Below are 22,778 nucleotides of genomic sequence, written 5' to 3'. Positions count from 1 at the left end.
CTATTGTATACGATTTCATGCGAGGAACGGGATGCCGCTTTCTACTTTGCCTTGGAAGAATACTGCATAACAAACTTCCCGGCAGAGGAAGACGCCTTGTTTTTATTTTGGCAGACGCGCCCTACCGTGATGCTGGGAAAATACCAGAATGCGTTCAAGGAAATTGATTCATCCTATATCGATGCCGAAAAAATCGATGTTGTCCGGCGACCTTCCGGCGGTGGTGCCATTTACACCGATGAAGGGTGCTACCAATACAGCTTCATTGTGGATGGTCAAAATCAAGTGATAGATTTCGAACCTTATATGGACAGAATTATCCATACCTTGCAAACGCTTGGTATTCCAGCAGAGCGGAACAGCCGGAACGATATCGCCATCCACGGTCAAAAAATATCGGGAAATGCCCAATATATGAAAGCGGGCTTTACCGTCCATCATGGGACCCTCCTTTTCGATACGAATATCGAGCATATGGCGGCTGCCTTGAAGGTCGATCCCGAAAAACTGCGCAGCAAGGGCGTTGATTCGGTGCGTGAACGCACCGCCCTAATCGCCAATCATGTAGCACCTAAGACTGAACGAAACTGGTTTGCTGACGAATTCCGCCGGAACATCCTGGGTCAGGAAGCACACATCCTCGAGCTCTCTCCGGAACAGTATGAAGCCGTGCAGCAGCTAGCTGAACAAAAATACCGCCGCTGGGAATGGAACTATGGTCAATCACGGGAGGCAAATTTCTGCGTTTCCGGCCGTTTGCCCGGAGGACGCATCGAAATCGCTCTCCAGCTCGATCATTACGTCATCCAGGACTGTCAAATTTCCGGTGACTTCTTCAGTTCGATAGATATCGAAACCCTCGAGTCTGCCCTGCGCGGAAGCCGTTTCGACAAATCAGATGTAGCAAACCGTTTAACGCCAGTATTGTCTGAAGGGCAGTTGTACTGCATCACAACAAACGATATCGTGGCCCTTTTGTTTCCGGAAGCATAAGCTTCTTCCACTTCAAAAAAGCGCAAGAAGCCCCTTCATTTCGATTAATGAAGCAGGCGCACTTGTTGTATAACATTATGCAAAAAAGCTCCAAGCACACCGGTAAAGGTATGCTTGGAGCTTTTATTTCATTATAGATGCTTATTGTACGTCGATGGAAACATCGATTGTTTGTACTGGAACATCGTAGAATCTGTCTTCTCTGCGTCCCAGGAAGTCTTTTGCTTGTTGCGGGAACAAAGCGTACATCAAGACGTCTTCTGTGGATTTAGCGTATTGTTTGATCTCTTTTTCAAATTTAGGCATTTGCGGCAAGATCAGATCGGCAGGTCTCACAGTTGTGATGCCTTCGTTGCCGATGATTTTTTTCGTGATTTCTGCAGAAATCGCTACAGGCGGTTTGCCGTATTGACCTCTTACATATTCCTTGATTTCGTTAGGCACAAGTTTGTAGCGCTCGCCTGAGATGACGTTCATCAAGGCTTGCGTACCGACCATTTGCGATAACGGTGTAACCAATGGAGGATAGCCTAAGTCCGCACGCACTTTCGGAACTTCTGCCAATACATCGTCGTATTTGTCCTGCAGGCCTTGTTCAGTCAGTTGGCTCAACAAGTTGGAAAGCATGCCGCCCGGCACTTGGTACAGCAATGTTTTCGGCTCGACGTCCTTCACTTTAGGGTTCAGGATGCCGTCGTTGCGGAAACGATCACGGATCGGTGCAAAGTGATCGGCGATTTCTGCAAGTTTGTTCATATCAAGACCCGTGTTGTAGCCCAGACCTTCCAACGCGATTGCGACGGATTCCGTAGCTGGTTGGCTTGTGCCGCCAGCAAATGGGGAGATGGCTGTGTCGATGATATCAGCACCGGCTTCAACAGCTTTCAAGTACGTCATTTCAGCAATGCCGCTTGTCGCATGTGTGTGGACTTCCAAAGGCAAATCAACGGCTGCTTTGATTTTGCTTACCAATTCAAAAGCGACGGCTGGCGTCAAAACGCCGGCCATGTCCTTGATGCAGATGGAATCTGCGCCCATTTTAGCCATTTCCTTCGTCAAGCCGACGAAATAGTCGACTGTATGGAATTCGCTGGTTGTATAAGAAATTGCAGTCTGGCAATGTCCGCCAGCTTTTTTGGTGATGTCGATGGCTGTCTTCAGGTTGCGCAGATCGTTCAACGCATCGAAGACACGCACAACATCAATGCCGTTTTGGATTGATTTTTCGACAAATGCGCTGACGACATCATCGGAATAATGTTTGTATCCCAATAAGTTTTGGCCACGCAATAGCATCTGTAATTTTGCATTTTTGACTTCTTTACGGATCGTACGCAGACGTTCCCATGGATCCTCGTTCAAATAACGGATACAAGAATCAAAGGTAGCCCCTCCCCACATTTCGATGGAGTGGTAGCCGGCTTCATCCATGGTTTTGATGATCGGCAACATATCTGATAGTGGCATACGTGTTGCAATCAAACTTTGTTGACCATCACGCAAGACCGTTTCCATAAAACGGATTTCTTTAGTCATGTAATTGGTCACTTCCTTCTTGTATTATTTTAGAAATGGCATCTTGCATTTCTTCAATGGTGTGGCGACGGCTGCGTCCGCAATCTTTTGCATCACGATTGCAGATGAAGCAACGTCTCGTATTCAGGCCTAATTCGGTCCGGCTGATGCTCTTCAGATCATTGCCTTCCATCCAAAGAACATCCAGGTCAAACAATCGGCCGAAAGGATGCGTTTCTTCGATCATCACCATTTTTTCCTTCAGTTGTGCAGGCGTCAATGGTGAAAGGAAAAAGTATTCCGCCCCTGTCTTCAGGTTCCGGTAGAGGGAAGCTTGCGGCAGATCATTGCCCAACACTTCTTCTATGCGTTCCAGAACCTCAGTAAAGACAGCTTCCAATTGTTGATTGTTTTTTATCGGACCCGGAATATTCATGAGTGCCATCAAGAGGCTGTCCTCTTTCTGGCTGCTCAATAATTCCCGTTGGATGGCGACACGTTTTTCACGCACCGCCAACATTTCTGCTAAAGTAACGCGTTCTCCTTCAGTAAAAAGGGTTGTATTAGACATTTTTTACCACATCGATTATCGTACCATCACGGTATTCGATTAAAGCAACTACTTTGTTTCCGTATTCAATAGGTTCTGGTGCTCCTACTACAGAATATGCAATGTCTTTTAATTGTTCAATTGTAAATTGAGGAACATCAAGATTACTGAAGTGTTCAATTAAATCTTTACGTTCAGGATTGATAGCAATACCAACTTCGGTAACAACTACATCTACACTAGCACCTGGTGTAACGACAGTATTTACTGTATCAACAATTGTTGGGATACGTCCACGAATAAGTGGTGAAATAACCAAACTCATTTTACATGCTGCACTTGTATCTGAGTGTCCGCCTGAAGCGCCACGAATAACACCATCAGAACCTGTTATTACATTCACGTTAAAGTCGGTATCGATTTCTAGCGCAGATAAAATAGCTGTATCCAATTGATTGATGACAGCGCCTTTGCTTAATGGAGAAGCATACATGTTTGCATCAATTTCATAATGGTTAACATTATTTCCTAAAGAAACAGCAGACGGATGGTCAAAATCTTGCACGTCGATGATTTTCCCAACAAGTCCTTCTTCAAGCAATTCTACCATTGCGTTAGTAATACCACCTAAAGCAAAGCTAGCTTTGATACCATCTTCAATCATAGAATCTTTCAAGAAGCGCGTTACAGCAAGAGATGCTCCACCGGTACCTGTTTGGAAAGAGAAACCTTGTTTATAATAAGGAGAGTTAATGATTACTTTAGAAGCATATTCTGCAATCAATAGTTCTTTAGGGTTTTTAGTGAACCGTGTTGCCCCTTTAGCAATTCCTTCAGGATCGCCAATTGCATCAACGACAACAACATAATCAACATCTGTTTGAGGAATACTGATTGGTGTGTTTGGATAAGGCATCAATGAGTCAGTAATAGCGACAACTTTATCAGCATACTTTGCATCTACCATAGCGTAGCCTAAAGATCCGCACGTTGTTTTTCCTGATGTTCCATTCACATTACCATATTCATCAGAACTTGGAGCGCCTAAGAAAGCAACATCGATATGGATATCTCCACGGACGATTGCTCTGGCACGTCCACCATGAGAGCGAATCACAACAGGGTTTTCCATGATACCTTGGGAAATAGCTGCCCCAACTTTATCACGTAATCCGCTTGATGTAATGTTTGTCACAACACCTGATTTAATATGTCCAATTAATGGTTCATGAACATTTGCAATGGAGCTTGGAGCAATAGAAATGTTTTTGAAACCCATTTTAGCAATTTGATCCATAACCATGTTCATTACGAAGTCGCCTTCGCGGAAATGATGGTGAAAAGAAATTGTCATGCCGTCTTTAAGTCCTGTTTTTTCAATCGCTTCACGAATGCTACCTAACATCTTTTTGTCGTTAGGCTTTACAGGATGAAGTTTACGAGTAGACTCTTCGTAATCAGCGATGTTTGCTAATTCCCCGTCATAAACACCGTATTGTTGAGCAAATACTTCAGGAATGTCTTTTCCAACTTTATTGATGGCCATTATTAAATTTCCTCCTCGTTAATCAGTTTAGCCGCTTTGGCCAATGCAATAACGCGTTGTGCACGTTCAACAATTGGTTTGTCAACCATCTTACCCTTCAATGAGATAACGCCTGAACCTTTTTCTTCTGCTTCTCTGATTGCCCAGATAACTTCTTTTGCATTTTGAATTTCTTTTTCTGTTGGTGCGTAAATCTTGTTCACGATTGGGATTTGACGAGGATTAATAACAGATTTACCATCAAAACCAAGTTGTTTAACAAGTTCAACTTCTCTGGAGAAGCCCTGTACATTCTCAACGTCAGAGTAAACTGTATCAATAGCAGCGATTCCAGCTGCACGAGCAGCATGAAGAATGTAGCTTCTTGCGAAGAACAATTCTTGTCCGTCAGGGTAGCGTTTTGTTTTCATGTTTGTTACGTAGTCTTCTGCGCCTAATGCAATCCCGATTAAACGAGTAGATGCTTTTGCGATTTCACGAGCATTCAATGTACCTTCAGCAGATTCGATGGCTGCCATCATTTTAGTTGTTCCGATTTCGATACCATATTTTGTTTCGACTTCAGTGATTACTTCATCTACATCAATGATATCTTGAGCAGTTTCTGTTTTCGGTAGACGGATTACATCCACGCCAGCCAAAACTACAGCTTCAATGTCTAGTTTTCCAACAGTGTCTAAACTATTGATACGTACAACTGTTTCTGATTTGCTGTAATCAAATGTTTTCAAGGCGAAATGCACTAATGTACGGGCTGAATCTTTTTCTTTCAGAGAAACCGCGTCCTCCAAGTCAAACATGATTGAATCAGCACCATACAGGGGTGCATCCCTAAGCATTGCAGCATTTGCGCCAGGGACAAACATCATAGTTCTTCTTAAACGTTCCATGTGTCCATCTCCTTCCAGTTGTAGTCGTTGTTTTCAGCAGCACGATGAATGGCTGTTACTGTACGCGCTTCGATCGTGCAATCCAATGCACCTTTGTCAACAGCGGATACTTTCGCGCTTGTGATGCCCAGATTTTTAAGTGTTGCGATGATGACTTCCTCGATACGATCGCCATATTGTTTTTCCACGCTTGAATCCAGTGTCACTGCAACTTCATTGTTATCGCTAGGTTCTACGACGATCATGATGTCACTTGATTCAGTCGTTCCAGCTACTGCATATTTTTTAATTTCCACTTTTTTCACCCCTATTAATTTTTCCATAATTTTCTATTAAATACAAATACGTTGTTGCTGGTACAAGTTTTTTAATTGTTTGAAAATCATCTTCTTTCAATGCTTTTCGTACACGTGTAGCACTGATGACCTGTCCATCCTGTTCGATCCGGGGAACGACTGTCAGGGCAAGCGTATCAGAAAAAATCTCACGCATACTCTCGTTATATACCTCTGTAACGGGGGATAATGGTTCTTCCCCTACAAAGCGCGTTTTGATCTGGAGAGCAGGCGCGATCCTCTCCTTGAACAAGGTTGCATCCAGCGTTGCCTGTACGCGGGCTATGCTCTCTACTGCCTGATCCTTCAGAAAATAGGATGGGAAAGTAGCGGATGACACTTGATAATCCCTTGTCGGGAGAATGACCACATTCGGAAGGTGCTGTGTGCCCGCCTTGACAAGCTTTGATCGCTCTTCCGTCGAAAATTCGGAGCGATCATCGGACAGGACAAAAAGATAGAGAATATCAACTTGTGCAGCAGCCGTTTCGACTAAGTACAAATGACCTTTAGTGAACGGATTCGCATTCATTACGATGGCTCCCGCATGATCGGCATCCCTCTTATGGCTTTCAAGCAAGGCCAAGTAGTCCGAAAAATCGGGAGAGCCTTGTTCCATAAAAAGAATCGTGTCAGTGCGGATGATCTCTTTAAAGCCAAGCGATGCAAAGGAAATCGCCACGCAGGGTTTCGTATACAAAAAGAAGTGGATAATGCCCTCATCGTGAAGCTTGGAAGATAAAGCCATCACGATTTTTGTCAATAAATTTTCGCTTTGATACTCAGGATCGACAGCGACTAGTTTGATGATGTTTTGATAAGTCGATCCGGTAGCGACTAATTTGTTTCGGTCATAGAGGCCTACTGTATAGTCGACTTGCTCGTCCGGGACAAGTCCGCCTAAGAACAATAAATCCTCCCAAGCTTTTTTGTCCGCTGGAACACGCGTTATCCAGATTCTTTTCAGTTCATACATAGGTAAGCCTTCTTTGTTTTATTTTTAGGCTGGAAAACGTTTGATCAGTACAATCGACACAACATAAAGGAGGAATAGGACTAGGAAGATGCCGCCCATACCGAAAATCATCAATTCAAATGCAATTTGTAAAGCTTCTGGATCAAAAACCATAATTATATCTCCTTTCTATGAACCTTCTTAACTAAAGAAGGCAAGTACTAAACCACCAGCGATAACAGATGCAATTTGTCCGGATACATTCGCACCGACAGCATACATTAAAATAAAGTTTTGAGGATCTTCGTCAGTAGCCATTTTTTGGATAACACGGCTTGACATCGGGAATGCGGAAATACCGGCACCACCGATCATCGGATTGATTTTTTCGGTTCTGAACAAGTTCAGCAGTTTTGCGAACAATACGCCGCCGATTGTGTCCATGATGAAGGCAACCAAACCGAAAGCGATGATCATCAATGTTTGCAGATTCAAGAACAAATCAGCTTGCATTTTGACGGAAATCGTAAGTCCCAACAGGATACTGACGATGTTGACCAATTCGTTTTGGGCAGTCAATGAAAGTCTGTCCAAAACGCCACATTCGCGCAACAAGTTACCGAACATCAGGAAACCTACCAACGGAAGGGAAATTGGTGCGATAAAACCGGCAACGATCGTAATGATGATCGGGAAAAGAATTTTTGTCATTTTGGATACGCCTTCCGCTTTATAAGTCATGCGGATGCGACGTTCTGCTTTGGTAGTGACAGCTTTGATCGCGATCGGTTGGATGATCGGAACAAGCGCCATGTAGGAATAAGCGGCAACAGTGATCGGTCCCAGTAGATTAGGCGCCAACTGGTTGGATACGAAGATGGCTGTCGGGCCGTCAGCGGCACCGATGATACCGATTGAAGCAGCTTCTCTGATGTCGAATCCGAAGAAGATAGCGACTACGATTGTAAAGAAGATACCGAATTGAGCGGCTGCACCGAATAATAACATGAACGGGTTTTGCAACAGCGGACCGAAATCGATCATGGCACCGATACCGATGAAGATCAGCAACGGGAACAGCTCTGTGCTGATACCTGCTTCGAAGAGAACATCCAAAACGCCCTCTGATTCAGATCCGTTGACCATTTGGGTCAGTACGCCCGTACCTGGGAAGTTGACCAAGATGGTACCAAGTCCCATAGGCACCAATAATGTAGGTTCATACTCTTTTTTGATTCCTAAATATATCAGGACAGCCCCGATAAGCATCATCACGATCTGTCCCATCGTAATGGATGTAATTCCTGCTAATAATGTCTCCATTTATTCACTTCCTCCTAATAAAATAATTATGCGATGGTGATTAATGCATCGCCGGCATTTACGACTTGACCTTGGTTCACATGGATGCCAGCTACTTTACCAGCATGGTTTGCGACAACTTCATTTTCCATCTTCATAGCCTCAAGGATCATCAATGGTTGGTTTTCTTTTACTTCATCGCCGATGTTCACTAACAGTCTTAGGATTGTTCCTGGCATCGGTGCTGTCATTGCGTCTCCTGAAGCTGCTGAAACAGCCGCTGCAGTTGGTGCTGGTGCTGCTTGTTCTGCTGGTGCCGCTACTGGAGCTACCGGTGCTGCTGCAACTGGTGCTTGAACGGGTTGTTGCACGCCGCCGATTTCTTCCATTTCCACTAAGTATTCCTTACCATCGATTGCAATCTTGAATTTTCTTAACATTTATAATTCCTCCTTATTATTTAACCTGACTTATTTTTCTTACTATAAATTTACTTTCAGGCATGGTGCCTGCCGCAAGGCTTGCGGAAATCAGCGAAACAAGATGAGCCTCGGGATTACGCTTCATAATATTCTTTACCACAAACTGCGATTTAGGATGATCTCCTGCAGCGATTGCTGTCGCGATGACACTGACTAATTCATATTCATTCGGATCAGTGGGTATAAAAGCTGGAATTTCAATCAGGTCATTCACGGGTGCACTTGCAGAAACAGTTGCTGATGGTACTGGCTTAGGCGCTATTGTGTCCTTTTTCCCAAAGAAACCTTTGAAAAAATTCATTTTCTCACGTCCTTTCTATGGATTTAATCCCATTATAGAAATTTCTCTCATTAAAAACAGGTCATTGAGCCTGTTTTATTGTTTTTTTTATGTTCTCAAAATCACCAAAACACCATAAACGTTGTCAAATCAACGTTTATAGCCATTTAAGACTTTTTTAATATTTGGTTAAGCCGCATTTAAGAAAGCGTTTCAATTCATGTGTATTTTTTGTGTTTTTTTAAAGTAACGGCTTTCAATTGACTTGTAAAGTAACTATTATTGCTCTTAGAGAGACAGCCCAATCAACTTTGGGATTTTTAAATTAGAATAAATGTGAATCTATTCACGTCTTAGTTTGACTATCAAAGGAATCGGGCACTCTCAAAAAACTTTTTTATAGTCGGAAGGAGAAAAAAAATGTTACTTACAGTATTGTCTTATGGAATGATCGCAATTTTCATGTACGTGATCATGAAGAAGAAATTATCACCGTTCACCGCATTAGTTATCATCCCTCTTGTTTTTACGCTCATCGCTATGGCAACGGGTGTTACCTCTGGGAACATCGGTGAATTTGTTCTGGAAGGGGTAACCACAACTTCTAAAACAGGTATCATGTTATTGTTCGCTATTATGTACTTCTCTATCATGTTGGATACTGGTCTATTCGACCCTATCACTAAAAAAATGATCCACTTCGCTAAAGGCGATCCAATGAAGGTTTTGATGGCAACTGCTGTCGTTGCTGCCACTGTTTCCTTGAATGGTGACGGAACAACCACAACATTGATTTGTACTTCAGCTTTCATTCCTATCTATAAGAAGTTAAATATGAACCTGATGAACCTTGGTGTGTTGATTATTTTGCAAAACACAATCATGAACTTGCTTCCATGGGGCGGTCCTACTGCTCGAGCAATGGCTGTTCTTGAAGTTGATGCAAGCATCCTTTCTTACCTTGCCCCTGGTATGGTATTGGCTTTACTGTATGTCACTTTCTGGGTTGCACCACACATGGGCCGCAAAGAACGCGCTCGTCTAGGCGTTCGAATCCTAAGTGATGCAGAGATCGATGAAATGACAACTGTAACGGATCCTGAAACTCAAGAAATCCGTCGTCCACAAAACTTCGTATTCAATGGTATCCTTACAATCGGCTTGATCGCTTGGTTGGTTGCTGGATCATTCATCGAAGCTATTTCAATGCCCCCATTGATGTTGTTCTTGGTTGGTACGTGTATCGCTTTGATGGTGAACTACCCTGCTCTTAAAGATCAATCTTCACGTATCGGAGCAAATGGTGGCGACGCTGTTCAAGTAGTTATCTTGGTATTCGCAGCCGGCGTATTCATGGGCTTATTCCAAGGTTCAGGTATGGCTACAGCATTGGCTGAAAGCTTCGCAACAATCATTCCAAAACAATTGGCAGGCTTCTGGGGCTTGATCATCGCCCTTATCTCTGCACCGGGTACTTTCTTCATCTCCAATGATGGCTTCTACTTCGGTGTTATGCCGGTATTGGCCGAAGCTGGTCGTTCTTATGGATTCACAAACATGCAAATGGCTCTAGCTTCTGTAATGGGTCAAGCGTTCCACTTGTTGAGCCCACTGGTTGCCTTCATCTACCTGTTGCTTCGTTTGACTGGTTTGGATATGGGCGCTTGGCAAAAAGAATCAGCAAAATATGCGCTAGGAATTTTCGTAATCTTCTTGGTGACAATCTTGTTGTTCGGTCATATGCCGCTTTACATCCCGCAATAAAGAAACGTATACTCCTTATAAGGACTGAAAAGCCGGGCGACTCTGCTCGGCTTTTTAGTATAAAGGGATCGCTCTCATAAAGAACTAACCAACAGTTAACCAAAAAATAATAGGATGAAGGGGAAAAAGATGAGCACTATAATCAAAGCAGTCAGCAAAAATTTAGACCTTAGCCAAAACAAGCCACTTAAAGACCTGATTTACGAAGCTTTCCGCAAGACCGTCATTTTAGGCGAAATCCCAGCCGGAGAACGCATCAACGAAAAAGAGTTCTCCGAAAACATGAACATCAGCCGCACACCCATCCGCTACGCTCTGAAAAAGTTGACCGAAGAAGATTTAGTGAAACACGTCCCTGGAGTCGGCGTCGTCGTAAAAGGCATCAGCATTAAAGATGCGTACGAAATTTACGATATCCGCAAAGCGCTGGATACCCTCGCTACAACAACAGCCATGAAGCTGATGACAGCCGAGGATTTCAAAGTGATGCGCCTGCATTTGGAATATTGCGAAGTGTTGAATCAGGAAGATAAAGTCGAGGAATTGCAGCAGAAATTTTTGGAATTCAATGATTTCATATACGAAAAAAGCCAGATGCAACGCTTGAAGTCCATCGTTCTGAAGCTATCGGAATACTTGATGTACTTCAGGGACATCTCGATCAGTTCGAAGGAAAGACGTGATTTTGCATTGGCGGAACACTGGTTGATCTACCGCGGAATGAAAACTCAGGATGCGCTCCAGATCCAACTCATCACCCACGAACATTTGGATCGCTCGCTGAATTTTATCGTCAAAGAAATGGAGAAACGTAAAATTGACTTTGAAACCAATGAATGAGCTGCTCGTCGAAATTGCCGGACAAGCCGAGAAAGCTCTCCTTTATGAAGTATCATTGACGCCTAAACCCGGTCTGGTGGACCGCAACAACAGCGGTGCCCACTCCGACATGGACTTCTTCACTTTTTTGGACAGCATCGTCAGCCTGAGCCCTTACCTGTACCAATATGTAAAATTAGGAATCGAACATGAAGGAACCGCAAAAGAGTTGTTCCATAAAGTCCGTTCAATGGGCGTCCACGCCGAAAAAGCGATGTTGGCCGCCACCAAAAACATCAATACCCACAAAGGCGCCAACTTTTCATTCGCGGTTCTGTTGGGGGCGACCGGCGCTTGCATCGGTCGGGGTCTGCAGCCTCCTTTCACACAAAATGATACGCAAAAAGTGCTCTCCTATGCCCAAGAAATGAGTCAAGGATTGGTGACGGATGATTTTGCCGATCTCGCTGCCAAAACCTCCTTGACGTATGGAGAAAAACTATACCTCCGCTATGGCATTACCGGTATCCGCGGCGAAGCCGAAGCCGGCTACCCTGCCCTGAGCGAACTGGTTTTGCCGTTTTTAAGAGCAAATCAAGGCCAGCCCATTGAAACGCTATTATTGGAGGCGCTGCTCCTGTTGATGAGCCAAGTCGAAGATGGCAACATTATTCACCGCGGAGGCATCGACGCTTGGCAGACAGTCAAAATGGAAGCAAAAAAACTCCTGCAAGATTCACATGAAGGAAACTTGAAAGAGTTGCTGTACAGCTATGACCTAGTCTTGATAGAAAGACACTTGAGCCCAGGCGGCGCTGCCGATCTTTTATCCTTAGGTATCTTTTTTGCAAAATTGGAAAATCTTCTCTGATCTTATTCGCCGTCCGGGCTGAACGTATAGCCGATTCCCCAGACGGTCTTCAAATAGCGCGGTTTTTTCGAGTCATCCTCAATCTTGTTGCGCAGGTAGCTGATGTATACCATGATCAGGTTGTTGTCCATCTCCCCATCATTCCAGACATTCGCATAGATCTGCTCCTTCGAAAAAACTTGATTCGGATTTTCCAGGAAAAATAGCATCAATTGGATTTCTTTGGATGACAAGGCAATGTCCTGCCCCCTCTTTTTAAGTTGATACAGATTTTTGTCGAAAGTAAAATCACCCACTTTAAGGACACGGCTGTTCGGATTTGTTTTTTGTGACTGGATGGTCTTCATTCTTTCCAAAGTACTCAAAATTTGAGCCCGCAAAAGATTAGGCGAAAAAGGCTTCGTAATATAATAATCCGCCCCTGTTTCGAGACCGTTGATGATATCGGTCTCGCTTTTTTTGCCGCTTATAAATATAATAGGGGTTAACGGGTAGTCAGCGCGGATCAGCTGCGCCAAATGATAGCCGTCATTCTCATATTCCAGGCTGATATCCAACAGAAAAAGATCAAAAGTCACACGGGTCATGATATCCAGTGTTTTTTCGATGGAATCACTTTGGTAAATAAGAACGCCCGTTGATTGCAGCGACTTCCAAATAAGGCGCCGGATCGCGATATCGTCATCAACGACGAGTATTTTTTGATTATTCATATTTTTCCTCCTCAATGTTCTCTAGTTTCGCAAGAGAAACATCGTTTTGTCATCTGATAATTTAACATACTATGCATTTTTTAGGAAAGGGCCTATATGATGGAAAACAAACCGACGACACGTATCATCAACATCATCATGACAGGGTTATTCATCATCATCGCGATTACCTTGATCACGATCGCTGGCAGCTTCTACACCGTGGAACAGAATGCCAAGAAAAGCGGTCAGGAACAACTGATGCGCACCTTGAATTATGTGACGAACAACCTGAAGCTTGTCATCGAAAACCGGTCCTTATCGCTTCAGCAATTCTCCCATGAGCTGACTTCCGATGATCACCCGGAAGCACCACTCGCCGAAGCCGAAAGAGAGGCGATCATCGCCGCTTACTTGGGGGGCTATGCAGATCAGACGAATCTGTTGATCCAGCTTGACGGCTCAGGTGTTTTGGCGAAGGCTTGGCAGTTCAAAAATGGTGTCCTCCAGGAACTCTCCGGAGATATCGCCGAAACTTATCTGCAAGCGGATCCGACTCTGGAATCTTTACTCGGCAGCGGCTCGCTCGTCCAAAACAGCAGCGATTATTTTCTTGAGAACCAATCGTTCGTCAACCTTTATTCCCCGATCGTTGCAGCCGATGGCCAAATCACCGGTTATTTTATCGCACCTTTGAACCTTGAAAATATGTTCAAGGCGGAAATATTCAGCGATACAAGCGACTACAGCGGCTATCCATTGGTGAAGAACGCCGATATGGAAGTCGTCATCCATCCGGTCGAGAGCCAAGTCGGACTTGATATCATCTCCGGCCGCCAGGAGCAGTTCCCGGATTTAGACCTTTCCGATCTGAGACGATTGGAGGAAGCCCAGCTCACCCAAGAAGAAGGGACGCTCAGCTATTATTCCTATTGGTGGGATGAAGAGAATCCGACAAAGGTCCTGAAACTGGGTGCCTTTGAGTGGATCGACATCGGAGCAGCCCACTGGGTGATCGCCCTTAACTCGGATTTCTATGAGCACAACCGCGTCCCTATTCAAAACAATTATATCCTATTAAGTCTGTTATTACTGATTTCTGCTATAATTCTAATCTTCATCCTTTTGATCAGGGGCTACAACAAAAAAAATCAGGCTTACGAAGAAAGCCAACGCCTCATCGAAAAACAAAAATTCGAAAATGAGCGCCATCAACTGGAAAAACGGATCCTGAAAGAAAGTAAACTGGAAGCAATCGGACTTTTGACCACGACCATCGTTCACGACATGAACAATTTCCTGACGCCTATCCTGGGGAATGCCCAGTTGTTGATGGAAGACTACGCCGAGAACGAGGAATTGGTAAGCGAGCTGAAGGAAATCTACCTTGCGGCTGAAAAAGGCAAGGATCTCTCAACGAACGTATTGCGTTTTTCCAAGGTCAGTGAAGGACAACAAGATACCGTGCATGACCTTTCGCAAGTGCTCAAGGACACCATTTCCGAAATCACGATCCTGACGCCGAAGAGCATCAAAGTAGAAAGTGATATCGCTCCCGGCATCTTGGTTGAAGGCTTCGACAAGCAGGACTTGCAGGTGGTCCTGTATAACCTTCTGACAAATGCCTTCCAAGCGATCGACAAACGTCCCGGCAATGTCAGGATCAGGCTGAAAAAAGCTGATGCCGAATGCAATGCCGATTTGCAGAAGCGCTCGATTGTGACGAAGGACAAAGAATACGCGGTCCTGTCCATCACAGACGATGGCCCCGGAATCGCGGAAGGATTGGAGAGCAATGACCTGTTCGATCCTTTCTTCACCACCAAAGGCATCAACGGGTCCGGTTTGGGACTGTTTGTGGTTTCTTCCATCGCTGATAAATATGATTGGCAAATCAGACTGGACAGAGCCCAAAAAGGTTTGACGGTCTGCATCAATATCCCACTCCAAAAGAGCTGACACGACAATAAATGAAAACCAACAGCATTATTCCTGATTGACGGGGACAATGCTGTTGGTTTTTTCATTTCAGATCTAGTGACACTTACAAAGACCGGACAATCTGATCAAACGCATGAATCGCTTCATCCGGAAGCGGACAGTCTGGATGTTCTTGGTTGAACGTCTGCAGGAACTCAATCCTCATCGTCATCCGTTCTTTGACCAGCTTTTTGTAGTTTTCGTCTTCCAACGGTGGTTCATAGCCAGGCACGTCCAAGTATGCCAAACCGGTCCCGTCCCCGAAAGGTTTGAATGTGGCTGTCTCTTCGACGATGCTTTCGATCACGCCAAGCGTGATATCTTTTGTGATGTCTTTATTCAAGAAAGCGCCGGTGTTGATGATATAGCAGTCCACTGCCTCCTTGCTCAACAGGGCTTTAAAATCTTCGTAATCTTCGATCAACGGGTAGACGCGGAATGGATTGGCATAAGGTTCGATAACCAAGCGGTCTCTGTCTTCGCCCTTTCTGGCGGTTTCCGCAGTCGAACGTTTCGTCGCCAACGTGGCTCCAAAAGTGGCGGCAAGGATCGGGTCCTCGATTTTGACGAGCGGCGGCAAGGAGTCGTCTTTCATGATCCAGTAGATGCCCTCGATCGGCGAATGGAATTTGTCCACTCTATCTGGCGTCACGTAACGCGACTTGACGGTGCGACCATTGCCGTTGCGGATGTCCTCCGTCACCAAGACACGTTTCCCGTCCACGTCCTTCGTCACGCCTACGTTCTGTGCAGTCAGGAAATATTCCTGCTCAGGATGGTCAGCCGGATAATCCTGAGTCTTGTCGAAGTAAGCCGGTTCCAATGCAATCGATGAGCCGTCGAGCAGATCGATGATGAAGGCATCATCATGCAAGACCTTGACTTTGTATTTTCCGTTGTGCTTCGAATGCGTCAGGGTCGATTTCCCTGAACCGGACAAGCCGAAGAACGCAAAAACGCGCTTCTTGTCTTCCAACACAAATTTCTTCAGGCCGCCATGGCAGGAAGCATACCCGTTGCGATGCGCAGTGCCCCAAGCCAAGGATAGCGTGCCTTTCTTGAATTCCCCAAAATACTGCATGCCCAAAATGCAAGCAACGTTATGATCAGGTTCAAAGTAAGCCAGACCCAGCGGATAATCGGGATGGCGCCAGTCGGGATCCGTATAGATATAGATGTCCCCTTCTTCGTATTTTTTTGAATGCGCGTACAATTCGTTGTACATGTCATTGGCCCACTGGAAGTTCAATAACCAGGAATAAAGATTATTTTCGTTGCCTTCCGGGAATGCGATGTGCGCTTTGATGATGAACTCTTCATCCAATCCGACATAGCCGGTTGTCTCGTGGTATTTCTTCGTACGGTTCTGGTAGATGACTTCACGGACTAGCGCCATCAACTGCTGGTCTTCCACTTTGTCCTCGCCTACGATCCTTCTTGCTTTAGCGGTCCGTCCGACTATTTTGCCGCCGTTTTCGACCAACACTTTGGCGTCTTCAGGCAGGCCCAACTTATCCGTCTCTTTGATGGGAAGATCGGTTACGATAACCCCAGGGGATGTTTTCGCCAACTCATAGGCTTCGGCAAGCGTTTTCACTTCATGCATATTGCTGCCGTAGAAAGCAGTTTCGACTGTCGTGCGTAATTTAGTTAACAATGGATTGGTTTTCTTCAATGCAGATCTTTGGTACGTTTCAATTGTTGCCATATGCGACCTCCGTAGTTTTGATGCCTTCATTATAGTATGCTTTTCTGTATTTGTGCCGCTATTGAGGTGTACTTATGATGTGCTTGATATTTTGAACAGTAAAAAAACACTTGCTTGGTGTATGAGACTTTTTTACATCCGAGAAGTGTTTTTTCACTGTACTATGTTTGGGAGTACACAAAAGAAACACCACATCCCGGAAGCTTAATGCTACTATAGAGTCAACTAAACAAGTAATAACGGAGGAATGAATAATGCTTACCGTAGCCGAAGCAGTCAAAATACTCAGCAAAAAAAACATTACCCATTCAGAAGAAATGGTCCGCAGATGGATCCGCAAAGGGAAAATCAAGGATGCTGTAAAATTCAGCAATAAGGAAGGATGGTTGATTCCTGAAGATTCATTGGAAGAAGTCATCGCAGCCAAAACCTACATGAACAGCGGCATCAAATCGACTAAGGAATACCGCAAAGGATATCAGGATGCCTTGGCGTACATAAAGGAACGGGATTACGAACTGATCAAGCAATCCCCACCCGTTTATGAGAAAGAATTCACGATTTATCGGGATGATGCCTTGGACTTAGCAGAGGACATGCTGCCGGAAACGCAACTGGTCAATCCTTTCAAAAAATTTGTGGATGATACATTGTTCAATTGCAGCAACGCAGAACCGCTGTCCTCCATCGTCGTGAAGGTATTGAACAATTGGGTACGCGTGGAAGATACAAACGACATCTACAATATCGCAAAACTGCCGAACCTGAACGTGACTTTTGAAGACCATCTGACGCGCGCCCTTTTGCGCGACCAGTTCAACACATTCAAGAGAACAAGCTTGGCGATCTGATTTTAATTTCATAATAAGGTGTCCGATAACCTGTAAGTATCGGACAATCGGCACTTGCTTTCATCCGTAGTTGTCCGATAACCCATAAATATCGGACACTAGTAGCACGCCGCACCACAAAAAACATGGAGCTCTCTCGAAAACGAGACAGCTCCATGTTTTTCTTTTGCTATTCTGTATCGCGACTCGGCGGACCCGGTTGCTTGATTACATTTCGGAAAGTCTATCCTTCACGCTCTCGTATTCTTCCTGCGTGATGAGGCCTTCCGCCAATATTTCTTTTAAGCAGTTGATCTCCGCATCCAGATAATCCGGCAAAACGGGTTGCGGATTCTCTATGGAGGTTTCTTTTTCGTCCGGACGCAAGCCATGGATTTTGTCCAAAATGACATGGAAATGAGGCTCTTGCTTCGCGGCGCTGTTGGTGGACATTTCCACAAACCAGCCATCAAACTTCATCCTCAGTTCCTCTTTCCGCATCTGCGTGTACTGGATGCTGAATACATCCTCTTTATGCTTGTCCTCAGCCATCGCTTTGGATTTGATCAGGTATATCTTTTCGTCGGTCACCAATACGTATTTTTTCGGATTCTCTTTCATCCCGAAATGAAGGTATTCCCCTTCAGAACAATACTGCTCAGCTAATTGCAGAATAACATCTTGGCACGTTACGGACACAACTGTCTTCTCACCAATTTTCACCATGTTACCACCCCTTCTGCTTAATCCCCCGGAAACATCCAATCACTCATTTGCTCGGCCTGTAGTCTATGCTGTACTACATTTTACGGCTGAAATGCTATACCCCTATTATCGCATCTGGAACGGCAAAAGTGCTGTTCTTCCGGTGTGCTTCGGCAAGTATTTCCGCCGCGGAACACTGCACCTTCCATCAAAAAAAACAGCCGCGCGGAGGACCGGAAACGGACCTTCGCGTTGCTGTTCAATTTATAGTTTTTCATATCTGAATCGTTGAGGCTCACATTATGGAAAACCGATCTGCGCTTTCACAGAACATTTCCCGCCGACTCATTTCTTTTATGACTGCCGTCAAAAGATCCAAGCGTTGTTGAATGGAATCCAGCTCTACATATTCATGATCGGTATGGAAAGCGCCGCCGATCAGACCGATGCTGCAGACCGTCGGAACCCCGACACTGGTAGTGAAGTTGGCGTCGGATACGCCTCCCGATTTCTTGAACGAAACGAACGTGTCCATTTGCTTGCCGACATCCTCGAAGACGCTCCGCAACGCTTTCGCTCCGGGAACGTCGACCATTGGCGGCCGCTTGCCGATGACTTCTATGTCAATGTCAATTTCCATTTCAGCTGCATGCGTCTGCAGTTCCTCCAGCATATCAAAGAAGGCCGTGACGTCTGCGGGATTTGAGTAACGGTAGTCCAATTCCAGTTGGGCATGTTCAGGGACGACATTCGGCACGCTGCCGCCCTGGATGGTGCCCGCATTGACCGACACACCGGCAGCGTAATCGATCAAAGTATTCATGCGAACGATCCAATAAGCCAGTTCATTGATGGCGCTGCGCCCTTCCTGGGGAGCGTCGCCGGCGTGGGAGGGCCGACCCTTGAAATGGATCTTCAGTTTTTCGATGCCTTTTCTTTCCTTGATCATCGAACCGTCCGCTGAACTCGGCTCCATGACGAAGGCGAACTTGGCCGTTTTCGCTTTCTCGATGATCACTTCGCGGGAATAAAAGGAGCTGATCTCCTCATCCGGATTGTGGATCACACAGATATTGAGGTTCCCCTTCAGTTCTTCGGGCAAGTTTTCCAACAAATAGGCCGTCAACAGACTGCAGCCTTTCATATCATAGACGCCAGGCCCATAAAGCCGCTCTCCCTCTATCTTGAAAGGCCGTCTGCTCGCTTCTCCATCCAGGAACACAGTATCAGTGTGGCCGATGAAGAGCAGATCGATGGGTTCGTCCGGAGCATTCGTTGCCACCAGTACCGGGCCCACCTCCGGACCGACCGAAACCAGCTCGGTCAGAAAACCTTGCTGCCTATATTTCTCTTCCAAAAACGCCGCCACTTCTCGTGTGCCCGCAGCATTTCTGCTGCCACTGTCGATATTGACGATCGTCTCCAATTCACGTAAATACTGATTCCTATCGAAGCCCATGACCATTCCCCCTTGGCGAAATTATAGCATCCACCCTAGCTTAAAATATACTGTTTTTTTCAAGCGCTCTCAAATTAACCCTGACATTGGGTGTAGCCTTATCTGACTAATCCAGATCCATTCGCAAGTTTGCAGACAAATACCTGAAACTGTCGCTCGTCTATAGCGCGGCTGCAGTTCCCGGTAATCTTGCAATAACTGGCATTATTTGATGGAAAGTTCTGGTTCAAATTCCTGATACAATTCCCAAGGCACTTCCTTTTCCAGTCTGTATTGGATTTCGATTGGTTTTTCGTTCCGATGGGACATTGGAGTGATTTCACCGAGATAGATGAACTTGGAAGTGACATTATCTATCTGTTTGAATTTGCGGGCAAACAGATGCAATGTCACACCACGGTTTTCGGAATTGACGAAATCCTGGCCGCGATCCGTAGCAACTTTTGTGCTATTTGGCGATTCCCACTGGAATTGCTTGGTGCTGATGAATTTGTCCTTATAGTTTACCCGTTCCTCTACATCCTCGCCTTTGTGTAGATCGACAAAGAAGAAATAATGGTTGATTTCATCATTCTTCAGAACCCCTTGTCCTCTGAAAGAAGAATGGGTCTTTTGATAATTGGATACCAAAGCGATATCGCGCATGGTGTACTCCTCGTAAAGTTTCAAATGCGGAATTCCATAATTCAGGGAACCGAAAGCCTTCAGGTAACGCATGCGTCCGTAATGCAGGATATCCGTGATGAAGAAACGATAGGTATCATCGTCAAGGATTTTCGCAAAATCCGGTGTACGGTGCAGCGTCAGATTGGGATCCAAGGAAACGATAGGTCGCGTTTTATCTCGTTCTCCTTTATCCGCAAATTCCATTGCCAAGGTACGGAAGGCATGCAACACAGTGGCCTCATCCACTGAATCGACGTATTCCAAAAGTTCGCTTTTCGCTTCCACCAAAGTACAGGTCTCGTAAGATAACAAGTGCTCCAAGATGATCCATTCATGCGGACGGATCAAAGGCAGCCATTGGGAAAGTGTCGACAGTATATTCATGAACAGTATGTCTGAAGTCAAGGTTTGCACATATTCATTGTTCTCTTCCACCCTGTTGATAAATTCGAGATAATTCCTGGAGGACACCGTTCCGGCTCTGTGAAAATAAGTGATCGGATCGGGAGCAGCGTCCACTTTCAAATATTCCTGTAATGACCAAGGAATTTTACCGCGATTCAGGTTTTTGAACTCGAGATAACTGTTTTTCAAATAGGCGAGACTCGAAAACTTCTCCTGTTCGAGCTGCTCCAGAATTTGTTGTTTGCTGATTTCGTCCAACTGAATATGGGTCGCTCCCGGCAAATCCGAGAAATTGCGCTTCACTGATGTTTTGACGCTATCCTTGTCGTAAAAGCGCCGTCCGTTCAGAGCGATCGCGATCAGGAAACTTTTGCTGTAGTTGCCGATGAAGTCCAAAACCGTCAAGAATTCCTTGTTGTCTTTTTTGCGCAAGCCGCGCCCCAATTGCTGGGTGAAGACAATGGAAGATTGGGTTGGTCGCAGCATCATAACCAAATTGACGCCGGGAATGTCGATCCCTTCATTGAAGATATCCACAGTGAAGATCACTTCCAGATCAGAATCTTCCGCTTCCAATAATTTCGTATAGGCTTCTCGTCTGGTTACTTTATCGCCACCAGATAAGGCGATGCTTGGGATGCCCCGTTTATTGAATTCCGCTGCCATAAATTCTGCATGCGCAATCGTCATACAAAAGCCTAACGCTTTTCGTTTCAAGCCATCATGCCCATAGTAGTTCATTTTTTCGACGATGAAGTCCACTCTTCGATGAACACTGAGTCGCTTTGCAATTTGATCAGGCGTCAAATTTTCCGAATCCTTTAAGTCGACACCCGATTCATCGGTGATGCCAAAATAGTGAAACGGCACTAGCAAATCGTATTCCAAAGCCTCGCGCAGCCGGATTTCAACCGGTACATTGTTGTCGAACAGATCAAAGATGTTGCCGCCATCCGTCCGCTCCGGAGTCGCAGTCATCCCTAACAGGAATTTGGGATTAAAATGCTCGAGAACCTCCATATATCTCGGACTGGTCGCATGGTGCGCTTCATCCACGATGATATAGTCGAAATGCCCCGGGTCATATCCTGCATAAATATTCTTCATGCTCTGGATCGTCGCAAACAAATAATCAGACTGATGCTCTTTGGATGTCCCAGATAAAATCCCGGTCGATTTATCCTTCAGATTGATTATTTTTTTGAAGGAAGACATCGCACTATGCAGGATGTCTTCCCGATGCACCAGAAATAAAAGCCGCTCTGGTTTTGCCTGCTTCACATCAAAAGCAGCTAGAAACGTTTTGCCGGTTCCGGTGGCAGCCACCACCAAAGCCTTCTCCTGGTGTTTTTCACGCAAACGCATCAGCTTTTCCATCGCCAGTTCCTGCATCATGTTTGGTTTGATCGAAGGTCCGCGCGTGAATTGGAAAACCATAGGATAGGATTCTTGGACAACGAGGTCTTTTTTGCGGTCCTTCAGGAAGCTTGCGTAATCGTCGATGAAGGCGTCGTCCAATATTTCGCTGCTCTCCCAAATCAAGTTGTAGGCTTCCATGATTTCCGAAATGAATTCCTCATCCTCATTGCCGTCCTTGGTGATGATCTGAAGATTCCATTCGATGTTGCTCTTCAAGGCATGTTGCGTGATATTGGAAGAGCCGACGATGACTTTATAATAATTAGCATATTCAAAAATGTAGGCTTTAGGGTGAAAGCCGGTCTGTTGGGTGGCGACAAAGATACGCGTATCGATATGCTGGAATGCCTTTAGCCTAGTCAATGCATACGGCTCAGTAAAATTCAGGTAGGTCCCGGTCAATATTCTTCCTGACGCACCATTCTCTGCCGCTTTTTGGATCGGATCCAGCAATAATTGCAGTCCGGAAAAGTTGATGAAGGCCACATTCAAATAAAAGCGTTGGCACGTTTCCAAAGATTGGACCAATTCATCCAATAATGTGCCTTTTTTGCTGTTGGTAATTAACGAATACATGGCTTCACCTCGCTTTTTATCTTTACTCATCAGTTT

21 protein-coding genes are annotated in these 22,778 nt (G+C 45.2%); 6 read left to right on the top strand and 15 right to left on the bottom strand.

Annotated features, from left to right (window positions below):
- Positions 1–3: 3 nt before the first annotated feature.
- Positions 4–993 carry a lipoate--protein ligase gene (locus tag PH235_RS05060; protein ID WP_272161325.1) on the top strand — a complete coding sequence of 330 codons (990 nt, stop codon included), beginning with the start codon at positions 4–6 and terminating at the stop codon, positions 991–993.
- Between the two features lie 141 nt (positions 994–1,134).
- On the opposite strand, the gene PH235_RS05055 is transcribed toward PH235_RS05060, so the two are convergent.
- The 10 genes from PH235_RS05055 to PH235_RS05010 are packed head-to-tail and all read right to left on the bottom strand — an operon-like array spanning position 1,135 to position 8,869.
- On the bottom strand, positions 1,135–2,529 hold the full coding sequence (locus PH235_RS05055) for an oxaloacetate decarboxylase subunit alpha (RefSeq protein ID WP_272161324.1): 1,395 nt from the start codon (positions 2,527–2,529) through the stop codon (positions 1,135–1,137).
- Positions 2,522–3,079 (bottom strand): citrate lyase holo-[acyl-carrier protein] synthase, encoded by a 558-nt coding sequence (gene citX / locus PH235_RS05050; RefSeq protein WP_272161323.1) that lies wholly within the window; start codon positions 3,077–3,079, stop codon positions 2,522–2,524. Before citX ends, PH235_RS05055 begins: the two co-directional genes overlap by 8 nt.
- Entirely contained in the window at positions 3,072–4,604 is a 1,533-nt protein-coding gene (gene citF, locus PH235_RS05045; RefSeq protein WP_086626837.1) for a citrate lyase subunit alpha, read from the bottom strand. Before citF ends, citX begins: the two co-directional genes overlap by 8 nt.
- 2 nt (positions 4,605–4,606) lie before the next feature.
- On the bottom strand, positions 4,607–5,494 hold the full coding sequence (gene citE / locus PH235_RS05040) for a citrate (pro-3S)-lyase subunit beta (RefSeq protein ID WP_272161322.1): 888 nt from the start codon (positions 5,492–5,494) through the stop codon (positions 4,607–4,609).
- Entirely contained in the window at positions 5,482–5,790 is a 309-nt protein-coding gene (gene citD, locus PH235_RS05035) for a citrate lyase acyl carrier protein (protein WP_086626835.1), read from the bottom strand. The genes citE and citD overlap by 13 nt, the downstream gene beginning before the upstream one ends.
- Positions 5,780–6,805, bottom strand: coding sequence for a [citrate (pro-3S)-lyase] ligase (gene citC, locus PH235_RS05030; RefSeq protein ID WP_272161321.1), 1,026 nt, complete (start codon positions 6,803–6,805; stop codon positions 5,780–5,782). The genes citD and citC overlap by 11 nt, the downstream gene beginning before the upstream one ends.
- Before the next feature lie 24 nt (positions 6,806–6,829).
- Positions 6,830–6,958, bottom strand: a complete 129-nt coding sequence (locus tag PH235_RS05025) for an OadG-related small transporter subunit (protein ID WP_272161320.1) — start codon at positions 6,956–6,958, stop codon at positions 6,830–6,832.
- Between the two features lie 27 nt (positions 6,959–6,985).
- Positions 6,986–8,107, bottom strand: a complete 1,122-nt coding sequence (locus PH235_RS05020; RefSeq protein WP_272161319.1) for a sodium ion-translocating decarboxylase subunit beta — start codon at positions 8,105–8,107, stop codon at positions 6,986–6,988.
- A 26-nt stretch (positions 8,108–8,133) separates the two neighbouring features.
- Positions 8,134–8,526: an acetyl-CoA carboxylase biotin carboxyl carrier protein subunit gene (locus PH235_RS05015; protein WP_272161318.1), complete on the bottom strand. Its 393-nt coding sequence runs from the start codon at positions 8,524–8,526 to the stop codon at positions 8,134–8,136.
- A gap of 16 nt (positions 8,527–8,542) precedes the next feature.
- Positions 8,543–8,869, bottom strand: a complete 327-nt coding sequence (locus PH235_RS05010; RefSeq protein ID WP_272161317.1) for a hypothetical protein — start codon at positions 8,867–8,869, stop codon at positions 8,543–8,545.
- A 399-nt stretch (positions 8,870–9,268) separates the two neighbouring features.
- On the opposite strand from PH235_RS05010, the gene PH235_RS05005 reads away from it, so the two are divergent.
- The 3 genes from PH235_RS05005 (at position 9,269) to citG (ending at position 12,302) form a co-directional block, all read left to right on the top strand.
- Positions 9,269–10,612 carry a CitMHS family transporter gene (locus PH235_RS05005; RefSeq protein WP_272161316.1) on the top strand — a complete coding sequence of 448 codons (1,344 nt, stop codon included), beginning with the start codon at positions 9,269–9,271 and terminating at the stop codon, positions 10,610–10,612.
- A 129-nt stretch (positions 10,613–10,741) separates the two neighbouring features.
- Positions 10,742–11,452, top strand: coding sequence for a GntR family transcriptional regulator (locus PH235_RS05000; RefSeq protein WP_272161315.1), 711 nt, complete (start codon positions 10,742–10,744; stop codon positions 11,450–11,452).
- Positions 11,430–12,302, top strand: coding sequence for a triphosphoribosyl-dephospho-CoA synthase CitG (gene citG, locus PH235_RS04995; protein WP_334223630.1), 873 nt, complete (start codon positions 11,430–11,432; stop codon positions 12,300–12,302). The genes PH235_RS05000 and citG overlap by 23 nt, the downstream gene beginning before the upstream one ends.
- Before the next feature lie 2 nt (positions 12,303–12,304).
- Here citG and PH235_RS04990 read toward each other — a convergent pair whose 3' ends face one another.
- A complete protein-coding gene (locus PH235_RS04990; protein WP_272161314.1) occupies positions 12,305–13,015 on the bottom strand; it encodes a response regulator transcription factor in 711 nt (236 codons plus the stop codon).
- Between the two features lie 96 nt (positions 13,016–13,111).
- Between PH235_RS04990 and PH235_RS04985 the strand changes: the two genes are divergently transcribed.
- Positions 13,112–14,953, top strand: a complete 1,842-nt coding sequence (locus PH235_RS04985; protein WP_272161313.1) for a sensor histidine kinase — start codon at positions 13,112–13,114, stop codon at positions 14,951–14,953.
- Between the two features lie 85 nt (positions 14,954–15,038).
- Here PH235_RS04985 and PH235_RS04980 read toward each other — a convergent pair whose 3' ends face one another.
- The gene (locus tag PH235_RS04980) at positions 15,039–16,682 is read right to left on the bottom strand and encodes a phosphoenolpyruvate carboxykinase (ATP) (protein ID WP_272161312.1); all 1,644 of its coding nucleotides are present in this window, start codon (positions 16,680–16,682) and stop codon (positions 15,039–15,041) included.
- Between the two features lie 254 nt (positions 16,683–16,936).
- On the opposite strand from PH235_RS04980, the gene PH235_RS04975 reads away from it, so the two are divergent.
- On the top strand, positions 16,937–17,533 hold the full coding sequence (locus PH235_RS04975; RefSeq protein WP_272161311.1) for a helix-turn-helix domain-containing protein: 597 nt from the start codon (positions 16,937–16,939) through the stop codon (positions 17,531–17,533).
- Positions 17,534–17,740: 207 nt separating this feature from the next.
- On the opposite strand, the gene PH235_RS04970 is transcribed toward PH235_RS04975, so the two are convergent.
- The 3 genes from PH235_RS04970 to PH235_RS04960 form a co-directional block, all read right to left on the bottom strand.
- Positions 17,741–18,238 carry a hypothetical protein gene (locus PH235_RS04970; RefSeq protein WP_272161309.1) on the bottom strand — a complete coding sequence of 166 codons (498 nt, stop codon included), beginning with the start codon at positions 18,236–18,238 and terminating at the stop codon, positions 17,741–17,743.
- A 274-nt stretch (positions 18,239–18,512) separates the two neighbouring features.
- A complete protein-coding gene (locus PH235_RS04965; RefSeq protein WP_272161308.1) occupies positions 18,513–19,676 on the bottom strand; it encodes a M20 family metallopeptidase in 1,164 nt (387 codons plus the stop codon).
- Between the two features lie 204 nt (positions 19,677–19,880).
- Positions 19,881–22,742 carry a DEAD/DEAH box helicase gene (locus PH235_RS04960; RefSeq protein ID WP_272161307.1) on the bottom strand — a complete coding sequence of 954 codons (2,862 nt, stop codon included), beginning with the start codon at positions 22,740–22,742 and terminating at the stop codon, positions 19,881–19,883.
- Positions 22,743–22,778 lie beyond the last annotated feature (36 nt).

Source organism: Trichococcus sp. K1Tr (genome assembly GCF_028309625.1).
Taxonomy (GTDB): domain Bacteria; phylum Bacillota; class Bacilli; order Lactobacillales; family Aerococcaceae; genus Trichococcus.
The sequence above is the reverse complement of the archived record's forward strand: the minus strand, read 5'-3'. Positions and strand labels throughout refer to the sequence as shown.

Bases quoted from the DNA above. Each gene is read 5' to 3' on its own strand.
- citX (WP_272161323.1), bottom strand. From the start codon at position 3,079: ATGTCTAATACAACCCTTTTTACTGAAGGAGAACGCGTTACTTTAGCA.
- PH235_RS04990 (WP_272161314.1), bottom strand. From the start codon at position 13,015: ATGAATAATCAAAAAATACTCGTCGTTGATGACGATATCGCGATCCGG.
- PH235_RS05000 (WP_272161315.1), top strand. From the start codon at position 10,742: ATGAGCACTATAATCAAAGCAGTCAGCAAAAATTTAGACCTTAGCCAA.
- PH235_RS05010 (WP_272161317.1), bottom strand. From the start codon at position 8,869: ATGAATTTTTTCAAAGGTTTCTTTGGGAAAAAGGACACAATAGCGCCT.
- PH235_RS05055 (WP_272161324.1), bottom strand. From the start codon at position 2,529: ATGACTAAAGAAATCCGTTTTATGGAAACGGTCTTGCGTGATGGTCAA.
- PH235_RS04970 (WP_272161309.1), bottom strand. From the start codon at position 18,238: ATGGTGAAAATTGGTGAGAAGACAGTTGTGTCCGTAACGTGCCAAGAT.
- PH235_RS04965 (WP_272161308.1), bottom strand. From the start codon at position 19,676: ATGGGCTTCGATAGGAATCAGTATTTACGTGAATTGGAGACGATCGTC.
- citF (WP_086626837.1), bottom strand. From the start codon at position 4,604: ATGGCCATCAATAAAGTTGGAAAAGACATTCCTGAAGTATTTGCTCAA.
- PH235_RS05005 (WP_272161316.1), top strand. From the start codon at position 9,269: ATGTTACTTACAGTATTGTCTTATGGAATGATCGCAATTTTCATGTAC.
- citE (WP_272161322.1), bottom strand. From the start codon at position 5,494: ATGGAACGTTTAAGAAGAACTATGATGTTTGTCCCTGGCGCAAATGCT.
- PH235_RS04975 (WP_272161311.1), top strand. From the start codon at position 16,937: ATGCTTACCGTAGCCGAAGCAGTCAAAATACTCAGCAAAAAAAACATT.
- PH235_RS04960 (WP_272161307.1), bottom strand. From the start codon at position 22,742: ATGTATTCGTTAATTACCAACAGCAAAAAAGGCACATTATTGGATGAA.
- citC (WP_272161321.1), bottom strand. From the start codon at position 6,805: ATGTATGAACTGAAAAGAATCTGGATAACGCGTGTTCCAGCGGACAAA.
- PH235_RS05025 (WP_272161320.1), bottom strand. From the start codon at position 6,958: ATGGTTTTTGATCCAGAAGCTTTACAAATTGCATTTGAATTGATGATT.
- PH235_RS05015 (WP_272161318.1), bottom strand. From the start codon at position 8,526: ATGTTAAGAAAATTCAAGATTGCAATCGATGGTAAGGAATACTTAGTG.
- PH235_RS04980 (WP_272161312.1), bottom strand. From the start codon at position 16,682: ATGGCAACAATTGAAACGTACCAAAGATCTGCATTGAAGAAAACCAAT.
- PH235_RS04985 (WP_272161313.1), top strand. From the start codon at position 13,112: ATGATGGAAAACAAACCGACGACACGTATCATCAACATCATCATGACA.
- PH235_RS05020 (WP_272161319.1), bottom strand. From the start codon at position 8,107: ATGGAGACATTATTAGCAGGAATTACATCCATTACGATGGGACAGATC.